Raw genomic sequence first — 12571 nt, forward strand, 5'->3', positions numbered from 1 at the left:
CCCTTGCCTGCAGGGCAGTTGACAGACGGAAGGTGAGCAGATGCCGTCGGCCTCTGGTTGCGCGCCATGCAGTTACCTATGAAACGCAACGAGACTCTCGGGTGTTCAAAGTGATCCCTCGGATGTTGAAAGCGAGCTACAGCCCGGCGATGGCGTTCCACCGCTTGGCGAACTCCGTCCGCTCCTCAGACGTGATGTCCCGCGCGATCGCGAGCCGCCCCCGCATCGCGTCGTCCGGGAAGATCAGCGGGTCCTCGGCGAGGGCAGCGAGTTCCTTGTCCTTGGAGGAGGCGAGGATGTCGCGGGCCGCCGGGACGGGGCAGACGTAGTTGACCCAGGCGGCCAGCTCCGCCGCCACCTCGGGCTCGTAGTAGTGGTCGACGAGCCGCTCCGCGTTCCGCTTGTGGCCCGCCAGGTTGGGGATCATCAGGGACTCGGCCCACAGCTCCGCGCCCTCGTCGGGGACGACGAACTCGATGTCCGGGTCGTCCGCCTGGAGCTGGATGACGTCACCGCTGTAGGCCTGACAGGCCAGGACGTCGCCGCTGGAGAGGTCCTTGATGTAGTCGTTGCCGGTGAAGCGGCGGATGTGCTTCGCCGCCACCAGCTTCTCCACCCTGTCGCACACGCGGTGGAAGTCGTCCGCCTTCCACTTCGCGATGTCGACGCCGTCGCCCTGCATCAGGAGCGCGAACGACTCGTCGAGCCCGGAGAGCAGCGTGACCTTGCCCTTGAGGTCGTCGGCCCACAGATCGGACACCTGCTTGATCTCGCGGCCGACCTTGCGCTTGTTGTACGCGATGCCGGTGATGCCGGACTGCCAGGGCACCGTGTGCTTGCGTCCCGGGTCGAAGCTGGGCGAACGCAGCAGCGGGTCGAGGTACTTGGTGACGTTCGGCTGCTTGCTCCGGTCCATCTCCTGGACCCATCCCAAGCGCACGAAGCGGGCGCACATCCAGTCGCTGATGACGATGAGATCGCGGCCCGTCTCCTGGTGGTTCATCAGGGACGGGCTGATCTTGCCGAAGAACTCGTCGTTGTCGTTGATCTCCTCCGTGTAGCGGACGTCGATGCCGGTCCGCTCCTCGAAGGCGTCGAGCGTGGGCCGCTTCGCCGCGTCATCGTCGTCGGTGTCGATGTAGAGCGGCCAGTTGGCGAAGGTCAGCTTCATGTCCTGCCGCGACCGGTCGGGCGCTCCCCGCTCGCCGGGGCCGATGTACGCGGCCGGCACACCGCACCCCGCGAGCGCGCCGATCGCGGCACCACCGCCAAGGGCGCGCAGCAGGGACCGGCGGGACACGGAGGTTACGGGGTTCGCTCGCACCCCGGCAGCATGCGCTTGCCTGCCCTGTACAAGCAATGGACGCTGCGTCGACCCGAGCGGTCGGGAAGCGACACCCTGTCGATCACTGGGCCGGCTCCAGCCACCCCGCCAGGTCCCCCGCCGTGATCCGCTCCAGCGGCGCGGCGTCGACCGGGCCTGGGTAGAGGCGGTACACGGTGCCGGACGCGGCATCCTCCGCGCCCGCCAACTCGCCGTACAGAAGGGCGAGGAGGGCGCGGCGGCCGCTGAGCTCCGGCTCGGCGATCAGCGCATCGGGCTCCCAGCCGTCGCGGACGCGCAGCGCGAAGTCGGCGCGCGGCTCGTCCTCGGCACGGCGGTAGCCCCACAGGACGTGACCGCGGCCGCGCACGTACACGTCACCGTCGGTGCGGGCGGCGGCGGTCCAGCAGGCCAGGTCCCACAGGGTGGCCCGGCCGCGCGGCTGGAACGTGTCGAGCAGGTCGTTGCCGATGTGCCCGAGCTGCCGCTTGTACCGCCACACGTCGTGGCTGCCGCCGGCGGTGGCGAGGGTGACGTCGGCCCACCACGCGCGGCGTGTCCGCAGGTCGACGATCATCGGCACGCGCAGCGTCGCGTCGCCCGCGAGGTCGAAGCGCTGCCGGACGGTGCGCGGGTCGTACGTCGCCCGCCCCTTGCCCTCCACCGCCATGAACCCCGCGAAGGCGTCCGGCAGTTCGTCGAAGGGCACGTCGTTGTACGAGAGGACCGCGGGCACCACGAACCGCACCCCCGCGTTCGCCAGGCGCGGCAGGTCGAGGTCCAGGTACTCGGTGGCGCCGTGCGGGGCGGGCGCCGAGGTCAGGTCCCCGGAGTGCCGGGCGGCGCCGCCCGCGTACTGCAGCTGCGTGTAGTCGCACAGGCCGATGAAGCGCCACAGGTCGTCGTAGAGCGCGACGGACAGGTCGAGGTCGACGCGCACGCCCTTGGGCTGCAGCCAGTGCAGGAAGAGCCGCACGGTCTCGCTGTCCGCGGGCAGGGGCAGCGAGCTGCCGCGCGGCACCGCGACCAGCGAGGCGGCCGAGGCGCGCTCGGCGAACGGCACCGGCAGGTCGGTGAGCGAGGCGTCCAGGACGGCCAGGTCGTACCGCTCCCCCTCGCGCGCCGCGAGCCGCCGCACGGCCTCCGCCTCGATCAGCTCACCGGCCCGGCCCGCCACTCGGGCGGGCAGCGGCGGCCGGTGGTCCTCGACCGCGTACGCCTTGGTGACCCGCCCGCGCGGGAAGAAGACGCGGCGGTGTCCGGGCACGGAACGGACCTTCATCCGGCCGTACGCGCCGAGCAGCGGTCCGGGAGCCGTGCGCGGCAGGGCGTCGGCGAGCGCCTCGCCCACCGCCTCCGGGAGCGTCACCGAGCCCGACCGGGCCAGCAACAGGTCCAGGCGGCGCAGGAGTTCACCGGGGCGCTCGCGAAGGAGTCCGGCGGCGGCCTCGGTGTCCCAGCGGCCGAGCGCATCCTCGACACGCCCCTGCCAGGTGACGACGCGCAGCCGGTCGCCTTCGAGCCGGACGTCCTCGTGCCGGGCGGCCTCGGCGAGCAGCGTCTCGCCGAGCACGCCGTCGCCGATGCGGGTCCCGCGCAGGACCGCGAAGGCGAGCGCCACGCGCGCGTGCCGGTGGGCGCCCTCGAAGGGGTGCAGGATTTCACCGACCCGCTTCCAGGCCCGCGGGTTGCGGGCCATGTCCTCGGCGAGCCGCCGGAAGTCGAACCGGCCGAGCAGGGCGAGGAGTTCACGTCGCACGGGCCGCGAAAGCCCCCGCAGGCACGGCAGTTCGAGCAGGTCGGGGTCGCCTCCGGAACGTACGACAAGAATGCGCAGCACATCGGTGGCGGTGTCGGCGTACCGCGCGACCAGTGGCCGCACATCGGGGAGGTCGAGCAGCGGCGCGAGGGCGAGTGCCTTGCTCTCGCGCAGCGGGATGGCGGCCGGGAGCCAGTCGGCGGCGTCGGCCGCGTCCAGGTGTCCGAGGAGCAGGACCAGGTCGTCGTGGTCCTGGGGGTTGAGGGGCGTACGGCGGGCGAGCAGCGCGGCGAGTTCGGCGGAGGCGTCGCCCGGCGCACCAAGACGCAACGCCCGCAGGATCTCGCCGCCGTCACCGCCGAGGCCTGCCCCGGTGTCGATCCAGGGGTCGGTGGGCCCGTCCGTCTCGTAACGCTGCTCGCAGATCGGGCAGCCGTACCAGACGCAGCAGTCCTCGCAGCAGCCCCAGTCCACCATCTTCCGGTGGCAGTCGTCGCACAGCAGATGCGCGCAGGGCACGAGCGCGCGCACCCGGGCCTTGGTGCCCGCGCAGTTCATGCAGGGCTGGTGCGGCTGGGCGGCGAGGTGAGCGAGGACGGTCGCGGTGAAGCGGTCGTACGCGTGCTGGTAGGGAATCTCGTCGGGGAACCGTCGCAGCAGCGGGGCGTGGTGGCGGTCGGAGCCCATCAGGGCGTCGACATCGGCGAGCAGCCCCCGCCCGGTCACGGCGAGGTCCTCGGCGGCCAGCGCGGTCAGCGCGCGGCGCAGCGGGGCGGTCAACAGGTGCCCGCGGTCGGCGAGTTCGGCTTCGAGGACGACGACCGCGGCGTCGCTCACGGCGGACCGTCCGGCGCCTTCGGGAACGTACACACTCTGCCGACGGCGCAGCAGCAGCCCCGCGAGATCGTCGGTCGTTGTCGCCGTCATCAGGTCACACCCCCGTAGTACAGGAAGAGCGGGGGCGGAGAGTGCGTGCGCTACGGATCTTTTTGCAGAAGAGGAAAAGAAGGAAGCACACAACGGAGCCGCCCCCGCGTACCTGACGGTACGCGGGGGCGGCGGGGCCGGGCATCCCAATTAGCCCAAGGCCGAAGGGCTTTAGCCCTCGATCGACGTCATCACGTGCTTGATGCGCGTGTAGTCGTCGAAGCCGTACGCCGAGAGGTCCTTGCCGTAGCCGGACTTCTTGAAGCCGCCGTGCGGCATCTCCGCGACCAGCGGGATGTGCGTGTTGATCCAGACGCAGCCGAAGTCGAGGACCTTGGCCATGCGCATGGCGCGCGCGTGGTTCTGCGTCCAGACCGAGGAGGCCAGGGCGTAGTCCACGCCGTTGGCGTACGACACGGCCTGCGCCTCGTCCGTGAAGGACTGGACGGTGATGACCGGGCCGAAGACCTCGTTCTGGATGATCTCGTCGTCCTGCTTGAGGCCGGAGACGACGGTCGGGGCGTAGAAGTAGCCCTTCTCGCCGACCCGCTGACCGCCCGCCTCGACCTTGGCGTGCGCCGGAAGACGGTCGATGAAGCCGGTGACCTGCTTCAGCTGGTTGGCGTTGTTGAGCGGGCCGAAGAGCACGTCCTCGTCGTCCGGCTGGCCGGTCTTCGTGTCGGCGGCGGCCTTGGCCAGCGCCGTCACGAACTCGTCGTGGATGGACTCGTGGACGAGCACGCGCGTGGCGGCCGTACAGTCCTGGCCCGCGTTGAAGAAGCCCGCCACCGAGATGTCCTCGACGGCCTTGGCGATGTCGGCGTCCTCGAAGACGACGACCGGCGCCTTGCCGCCCAGCTCCAGGTGGACCCGCTTGAGGTCCTTGGAGGCGGACTCGGCGACCTGCATGCCGGCGCGCACGGAGCCGGTGATGGAGGCCATGGCCGGGGTGTGGTGCTCGACCATCGCGCGGCCCGTGTCACGGTCGCCGCAGACGACGTTGAAGACGCCCTTGGGGACGATCGAGCCGATGATCTCGGCCATCAGGACGGTCGACGCGGGGGTCGTGTCCGAGGGCTTGAGGACGACGGTGTTGCCCGCGGCGAGCGCCGGGGCGAACTTCCAGACGCCCATCATCATCGGGTAGTTCCACGGTGCGACCTGCGCGCAGACGCCGATCGGCTCGCGGCGGATGATGGAGGTCAGACCCTCCATGTACTCGCCGGCCGCGCGGCCCTCGAGCATCCGGGCCGCGCCCGCGAAGAAGCGGATCTGGTCGACCATGGGCGGGATCTCCTCGGACCGCGTGAGTCCGATCGGCTTGCCCGTGTTCTCGACCTCGGCCGCGATGAGCTCCTCGGCGCGCTCCTCGAACGCGTCGGCGATCTTCAGCAGGGCCTTCTGGCGCTCGGCGGGCGTCAGGTCACGCCAGGCGGGGAACGCGGCGGCGGCCGCCTCCATGGCGGCGTCGACGTCGGCCTGTGCCGACAGCGGCGCGGTGGCGTAGGACTCGCCGGTGGCGGGGTTGACCACCTCGGTGGTCCGGCCGTCGGCGGCGTCCCGGAATTCGCCGTTGATGTAGTTACGCAGACGGCGCAGCTCGGTGGTCACTTCCGGCCCTCCAGTCAGATGTCCATTGGATGAGACTCCCACCCTAGCCGCTCCAGCGACGTTTTCAACATACCCGGCGCCCCAGAACTGCGAAATCCGTGAGTAATGAAGCTCCAAACAACGAATTTCATCGATCTGGGGTTGCGGAACTGTCGAGTCCTCGTGCACAGTGGGGTCGTGGCCAGTCGCAGCGCAGATTCCAGTGGTTCCCGACACGGGAACGGTTCTTCGTCCATCGACGCCGTCTCCCTGGCGATCATCGAACAGCTTCAGGAGGACGGACGCCGTCCGTACGCCGCCATCGGCAAGGCCGTGGGCCTTTCCGAAGCGGCCGTGCGGCAACGCGTCCAGAAGCTGCTCGACCAGGGCGTCATGCAGATCGTCGCCGTCACGGACCCGCTCACCGTGGGATTCCGACGGCAGGCGATGGTCGGCATCAACGTCGAGGGCGATCTGGATCCTGTCGCTGAGGCACTGACAGCCATGGCCGAGTGTGAGTACGTGGTGATGACCGCGGGCTCCTTCGACCTGATGGTGGAGGTCGTCTGCGAGGACGACGACCACCTTCTCGAAGTGATCAACAAGCGCATCCGCGCCCTCCCCGGCGTGCGCTCCACCGAGAGCTTCGTCTACCTGAAGCTCAAGAAGCAGACCTATATGTGGGGAACCCGATAGCCGTGAGCAAGGACCTCAGCCAGACCGCGTACGACCACCTGTGGATGCACTTCACCCGCATGTCGTCGTACGAGAACGCGCCCGTTCCCACCATCGTGCGTGGCGAGGGCACCTACATCTTCGACGACAAGGGCAAGAAGTACCTCGACGGCCTCTCCGGCCTGTTCGTGGTCAACGCCGGCCACGGTCGTCACGAGCTCGCCGAGACTGCCTACAAGCAGGCTCAGGAGCTGGCCTTCTTCCCGGTGTGGAGCTACGCCCACCCCAAGGCCGTCGAGCTCGCCGAGCGCCTCGCGGACTACGCTCCGGGCGACCTGAACAAGGTCTTCTTCACCACCGGTGGCGGCGAGGCCGTCGAGACCGCGTGGAAGCTGGCGAAGCAGTACCACAAGCTCACCGGCAACCACACGAAGTACAAGGTCATCTCCCGCGCGGTCGCCTACCACGGCACCCCGCAGGGCGCCCTGTCCATCACCGGTCTGCCCGCCCTGAAGGCCCCCTTCGAGCCGCTCGTCCCGGGCGCGCACAAGGTGCCGAACACGAACATCTACCGCGCCCCGATCCACGGCGACGACCCCGAGGCCTTCGGCCGCTGGGCCGCCGACCAGATCGAGCAGGAGATCCTCTTCGAGGGTCCCGAGACGGTCGCGGCCGTGTTCCTCGAGCCCGTGCAGAACGCCGGTGGCTGCTTCCCGCCGCCGCCCGGCTACTTCCAGCGGGTCCGCGAGATCTGCGACAAGTACGACGTGCTGCTGGTGTCGGACGAGGTCATCTGCGCCTTCGGCCGTCTCGGCACGATGTTCGCCTGTGACAAGTTCGGCTACGTCCCGGACATGATCACCTGCGCCAAGGGCATGACCTCGGGCTACTCCCCGATCGGTGCCTGCATCATCTCGGACAAGATCGCCGAGCCGTTCTACAAGGGTGACAACACCTTCCTGCACGGCTACACCTTCGGCGGCCACCCGGTCTCGGCCGCGGTCGGCCTCGCCAACCTCGACATCTTCGAGAAGGAGGGTCTCAACCAGCACGTCCTCGACAACGAGGACGCGTTCTACCAGACCCTCCGCAAGCTGCACGACCTGCCGATCGTCGGCGACGTCCGCGGCAACGGCTTCTTCTACGGCATCGAGCTGGTGAAGGACAAGGCCACCAAGGAGTCGTTCAACGACGAGGAGACGGAGCGCGTGCTCTACGGCTTCCTCTCCAAGGCGCTCTACGACAACGGCCTGTACTGCCGCGCCGACGACCGTGGCGACCCGGTCGTCCAGCTGGCCCCGCCGCTGATCTCCAACCAGGACACCTTCGACGAGATCGAGGGCATCCTGCGGCAGGTCCTCACGGAGGCCTGGACGAAGCTGTAGTCCGTACAGGACGAAGCTGTAGTCCGTATAGACGGATCAACACCGGCCCCGGGGGCGCCCGTTCGAGTGAGAACGGGCGCCCCCGGGCCGCGTCGTTTCCAGGCAGCGCGGCCTGGATCCCTAGCGTGCCCAGTGACCGATCGGCCCCGCCTTCGTTCCCCCGTACGGGGGAGGCAAACTGATCTGAACCGAGGTGTACGTGATGGTGGCCCCGCCGGACAACGACGTGCTGTGGGCACGCTCCCTGCACGTCACACACAACGGCTCGCCCGCGCTCACCGGCGTGTCGCTGGGTGTGCGCGAGGGCGAGATCCTCGCGGTCACCGGCCCGCGCGGCAGCGGCAAAACGACTCTCCTGCGCTGCCTCTCCGGCCAGCTCCTGCCCGAGCGGGGCGAGGTCTGGTTCAACAGCACTCCGGTGCACACGATGGGCCCCGTGGTCCGCGAGCGCCTGCGCCGTGACCGCTTCGGCTGGATCGACCCGGAGCCGCATCTGGTGCCCGAGCTCACCGCCTGGGAAAACGTCGCACTGCCGCTGATGCTGCGCGGCACATCGAACCGCGGTTCCAGGGCCACCGCCCAGGAGTGGATGGAACGCCTCGACATCGGCGACTGCGCCCGCAAGCGGCCACACGCCCTGCTCCAGGCCCAACGCCAGCGCGTCGTCATCGCCCGCGCCCTGGTCACGATGCCCTCGGTGATCTTCGCCGACGAGCCCACGGCCCCCCTGCACCGCGCCGACCGCGCCCACGTCCTCCGCACCCTGACAACCGCGGCCCGCTCCCACGCCATCACGGTGGTCCTGGCCACACACGACGCGGAGATCGCAGCACTCGCCGACAGAACGGTCGCACTGCTCGACGGGCGACGCGTGAATACGGTGCATCTGCCGGGCGCCGCGGGCGATCCCACCCCGGCCGCCGACGCCACGACGGCAGGTGCGGGCGACGCCGACGCGGAAGGCCGGGCCGCGTGCTCGCTCTCCGTCTAGCCCGCGGCGCCCATCCCCTGGTCCAGCTGCGCCGGCTGCTCGTCGCCGCCGCTTCGGCGGGTACCGGCTTCCTGCTGCTGTGCACGCTGGGGTACGCGATGGGCCACCCGGAAGCGTCCGGCGGTGCCGCGCTGCGGCTCGCCTGGTGCGTGGCGCCGATCGCCGCCACCGTGTACTTCGCCGTCGCCGTCGCCCGTACCGATCCGGCGACGCGGCCGCGCTCCGGACTCTCCGCCGTGGGCCTCGGCCCGGCCAAGCTCACGGTGCTCGCCGCGATCTCGACGGCCGTGGCCTGCTCGCTCGGCTCGATGGTGGCGCTGCTGTTCTTCCTGCATCTGCGCGGGGATCTGACGGGGCTCCCGTTCGACGGCGCGGCGGCCGAGCTGCTCGCCGCCGGCACGCCGCTGCCGCTCGCCGCCGCGCTGACCCTGCTCACCCTGGTGCCGCTGACCGCATCCGTGGCCAGTGCCCTCGTTCTCCGGCCGCGCCCCGCGAAGCCCGCCGCCGAGCGGGAGCAGGACGCCCCGGAACGGCCGGACGCCCCCGCTACCGCGCCGAGCGGGCTGCCCTGGGGTGTCGCGCTGCTCGCCGCGGGGCTCGCCGTCGAGATGTACGCGAGCCGGGCCGGCGGGGACTCCGGCCTCGCCATGCCGGGCGGCCTCACCGGCAGCCCCGAAGGTGTGCTCGCCGGATGGGGGCTCACCGCGCTCGGTCTCGCGGTGGCGGGGCCCGGCCTCACCCATCTGTGCGGACGGATCCTGCAGGCGGTACGGCCCGGCGCGATGCGGCTGCTCGCGGGGCGCACGCTCCAGGAGGAGGCCCGGCGGATCGGCCGGCCGCTCGGGGTGCTGTGCGCGGTGGCCTCGGGCGGGTACGCGGCACTCACGCTGTACTCCGGCGACCGCCCCGACATCGGCCCGCTGACCACACTCGGCTCGCTGCTCGTCGTGGGCTGCGCGGTCCTCACCCTGGCCACGGCCGCGATCGAGGCGAAGAACGCGCGCTCGGACACGACGGCCGCGCTGCTGCAGCTGGGGGCGCCGGTGGCGATGCTGCGCGGATCCGCGGCGCTGCGTGCGGGCGCCCTCGCGGCCGTGTTCGGTCCGCTGACATGGATGGTCGCGGAGCTGGCGGCGCTGCCTCTCATCTGAGCCGGAGAAAAAAGTTCACACCCTCCGATGAGTTCCGCGTCGAACGGACGTCTACCCCTCCGTACAGCACAGCGCACAGCGCACAGCGCACGACGCACCGACCACACAGAGCTCAACGGGAGAGACACACATGTACCAGCAGATGATCTTCGTCAACCTCGCCGTGAACGACGTCGACAGCACGAAGAAGTTCTTCACGGAGCTCGGCTACACGATCAACCCGCAGTTCACCACGGACGACTGCGCCTGCGTCGTGATCAGCGACACCATCATCGCGATGATGCTGAGCAAGACGCACTACCAGAACTTCACGACGAAGCAGATCGCGGACTCGACCACGACCAGCGAGACGCTGCTCTGTCTGAGCGCCGAGAGCCGCGAGAAGGTCGACGAGCTGGTCGACAAGGCCCTGGCGGCGGGCGGCACGGCGGGCAAGGTCCAGGACTACGGCACCATGTACGGCAGGGCCTTCGAGGACCTGGACGGCCACACCTGGGAAATCATGTGGATGGACCCGTCCGAGGTCCAGGGCTGAGCCCCGCCGCCCGGCGCGGCCTGCTTAGCATGGGCGGATGCAGCCGACTCCCGAACCCGCATCCGCCCACGCGTCATCGTCCCCCCAACTCCCGGGCGGCGACCGCGAGATCGAGACCCTCGCCGAGTTCGACGAGGTCGCCGCGCGGGGCTCGCTTGCCGGAATCCGCGTCCAGGCCATAGATCTGACGGAACGTACGCAGGTGCTGCGGGCCTGCGACGCCAAGGGCGCGGTCTTCCTCGGCTGCCCGATGGAGGAGGGCGCGGCCGACGCGGTGCGCTCCGCGGGGGCGTTGGTGTTCCCGCCGGTGCCCGGTCTGCCGTTCGACCCGTACCGAGGCCTTCTCTACACGCCCGACGAGTTGTTCGCGGACCTCGCCGACGGCGGGTACGACGCGACGCCCGACGCCCGCGCGTACGCCTGGTTCCAGGAGACCAAGGCGGACGGCGACATCTTCTCCTCGATGCTCCGCGCGATCCACGACGACTCGATCTCCGACGCCCTCGACGAACTGCTCGTCGGCGCACGGGTGGTGGGCGTCATGGGCGGCCATGCGATGGCCCGTGGCACGGGCGCGTACGAGGGTGCGGCGCGGCTCGGCCGCTCGCTGGCCCGCGCCGGTTTCGTGGTCGCGACGGGCGGCGGTCCCGGTGCCATGGAGGCGGCGAACCTGGGCGCGTACGCGTCGGTCTTCCGCGACGAGATGCTGGACGAGGCGCTCGAACTCCTCTCCAAGGCGCCGTCGTTCACGCCGTCGATCACCGAGTGGGCGCGGGCGGCCTTCGACGTCCGCGAGCGCTGGCCGGACGGCGGTGCGTCGGTGGGCATCCCCACCTGGTTCTACGGCCACGAGCCGCCGAACGCCTTCGCCTCCCACCTGGCCAAGTACTTCGCCAACGCGACCCGGGAGGACGGCCTGCTGGCCCGCTCGAACGCGGGCGTAGTCTTCCTGCCCGGCGCGGCGGGCACGGTCCAGGAGGTCTTCGACGCGGCGACCCCCAACTACTACGAGTCGAGGGGCGAGCCCGCGCCGATGATCCTGGTAGACCGCACGCACTGGACACGGACGCTCCCGGCGTGGCCCCTGCTGCAGGCGCTGGCGCGGGGCCGCTCGATGGAGCCGGCGATCGCGCTGGTGGAGTCGGCGGATGAAGTGCCGGGCGTGCTGAGGGCTTTCAGCCCGTCCGGCGTTTGAGGACGAACTCGGCGAAGCCGGTGATCACCCGAACGAAGCCCGCTCCAACCAGAACTCCAGCAACCCCCGCTCCCCCAACACCTCCACAGCACCGCCATCCAGCGACCGCCGCCGATAGAACGCCAGCAAAACCTCGGTAAGCGGCCCCCGCAAAGCAACCGTCGCCTTCTCATGCCCCCGCCGCCAGCTGAACCCGTCCTCACCGAACTCGATGACCCACTCGGCATTCAGTCCCGCCGGCGCATCGGTGGCATGCAGATGAATACTGCGCCCCGCACCACGCAACTCCGCGGCACTGTCCTCCGGGTCGGCCCGCTGCACATACCGCACAATGTCCAGCCACTCATCGATCGCATCGGCAGCGACATCAGCCGCGACCTCATACGGGACACCCGCCGCGATCGCCGCGTCCGCCCGGTGAATGGCCACCTCATGCGTCATACGCCGCGCCCAGAACCCGGCGTTCTGCGGCTCGGCCCAGCTCCACACCGCGGTATCGGCACGCGCACCAGGCAGCGTCTTCATGGCCAGCTCGGCGGTCTCGGCAAGCCAGGCGTCGAGAGCGGCGGGGTCGTCCCCTTCAGGGCCGCGGATGTCCGGGACCTCGTCCTCCGCGACGACCCCCGTGGCCCGCGTGCCGACCAGCCGCTCGGCCCACCGCACCGCACCGCCGGTATGGCGGGCGAGTTCCCCCAGCGTCCAGTCCGGGCACGTCGGCACGGTGGCCGAAAGATCCGCCCCGGCCAGGGTCGCCCTCAACAGGCCCAGCTGATCGGCGACTTCGGCACAGTGACGGTCGTAATCCATTGTCGTCATGGGCCGCACCCTAGGCAGGGGGCCAGGGCGAGCACACCTCGATTTCGCCCTGCCCGTGTCACCCGAGGACCACGACATCCCCTGTCACCGGAGGACGACGACATCCCCTGTCACCGGAGGACGACGACATCCCCTGTCACCGGAGGACGACGACATCCCCTGTCACCGGAGGACGACGACATCCCCTGTCACCGGAGGACGACGACATCCCCCACGTCGAACC

General features: G+C 70.2%; 10 protein-coding genes. 6 read left to right on the forward strand and 4 right to left on the reverse strand.

Translation table 11 applies throughout. The annotated features are described in order from the left end of the window. Positions 1 to 136: 136 nt before the first annotated feature. The 3 genes from E2651_RS20470 to E2651_RS20480 form a co-directional block, all read right to left on the reverse strand. Complete coding sequence (locus E2651_RS20470) at positions 137 to 1300, reverse strand: spermidine/putrescine ABC transporter substrate-binding protein (RefSeq protein ID WP_135332623.1); 1164 nt, start codon at positions 1298 to 1300, stop codon at positions 137 to 139. 106 nt (positions 1301 to 1406) lie between these two features. Beyond that, positions 1407 to 4010 (reverse strand): MXAN_6230/SCO0854 family RING domain-containing protein, encoded by a 2604-nt coding sequence (locus E2651_RS20475; protein ID WP_135332624.1) that lies wholly within the window; start codon positions 4008 to 4010, stop codon positions 1407 to 1409. 171 nt (positions 4011 to 4181) lie between these two features. Next, positions 4182 to 5621, reverse strand: coding sequence for a gamma-aminobutyraldehyde dehydrogenase (locus E2651_RS20480; protein ID WP_135332625.1), 1440 nt, complete (start codon positions 5619 to 5621; stop codon positions 4182 to 4184). A 162-nt stretch (positions 5622 to 5783) separates the two neighbouring features. Between E2651_RS20480 and E2651_RS20485 the strand changes: the two genes are divergently transcribed. The 6 genes from E2651_RS20485 to E2651_RS20510 all read left to right on the forward strand — a co-directional run bounded on the left by E2651_RS20485 (position 5784) and on the right by E2651_RS20510 (position 11532). Continuing rightward, complete coding sequence (locus E2651_RS20485) at positions 5784 to 6296, forward strand: Lrp/AsnC family transcriptional regulator (protein WP_135332626.1); 513 nt, start codon at positions 5784 to 5786, stop codon at positions 6294 to 6296. Then, positions 6281 to 7660, forward strand: coding sequence for an aspartate aminotransferase family protein (locus tag E2651_RS20490; protein WP_135332627.1), 1380 nt, complete (start codon positions 6281 to 6283; stop codon positions 7658 to 7660). Before E2651_RS20485 ends, E2651_RS20490 begins: the two co-directional genes overlap by 16 nt. A gap of 202 nt (positions 7661 to 7862) precedes the next feature. Further along, positions 7863 to 8651 carry an ATP-binding cassette domain-containing protein gene (locus E2651_RS20495; protein ID WP_135332628.1) on the forward strand — a complete coding sequence of 263 codons (789 nt, stop codon included), beginning with the start codon at positions 7863 to 7865 and terminating at the stop codon, positions 8649 to 8651. Further along, positions 8633 to 9802, forward strand: a complete 1170-nt coding sequence (locus tag E2651_RS20500) for a hypothetical protein (protein WP_135332629.1) — start codon at positions 8633 to 8635, stop codon at positions 9800 to 9802. The genes E2651_RS20495 and E2651_RS20500 overlap by 19 nt, the downstream gene beginning before the upstream one ends. 130 nt (positions 9803 to 9932) lie before the next feature. Further along, positions 9933 to 10337, forward strand: coding sequence for a VOC family protein (locus E2651_RS20505; RefSeq protein WP_135332630.1), 405 nt, complete (start codon positions 9933 to 9935; stop codon positions 10335 to 10337). A 37-nt stretch (positions 10338 to 10374) separates the two neighbouring features. Next, entirely contained in the window at positions 10375 to 11532 is a 1158-nt protein-coding gene (locus E2651_RS20510) for an LOG family protein (protein WP_135332631.1), read from the forward strand. A gap of 24 nt (positions 11533 to 11556) precedes the next feature. Here the strand turns inward: E2651_RS20510 and E2651_RS20515 are convergent, their stop codons facing one another. Continuing rightward, positions 11557 to 12348, reverse strand: coding sequence for a maleylpyruvate isomerase family mycothiol-dependent enzyme (locus E2651_RS20515; protein ID WP_135332632.1), 792 nt, complete (start codon positions 12346 to 12348; stop codon positions 11557 to 11559). Positions 12349 to 12571 lie beyond the last annotated feature (223 nt).

The sequence above is a fragment of the Streptomyces sp. MZ04 genome, from assembly GCF_004684775.1.
GTDB lineage: Bacteria > Actinomycetota > Actinomycetes > Streptomycetales > Streptomycetaceae > Streptomyces.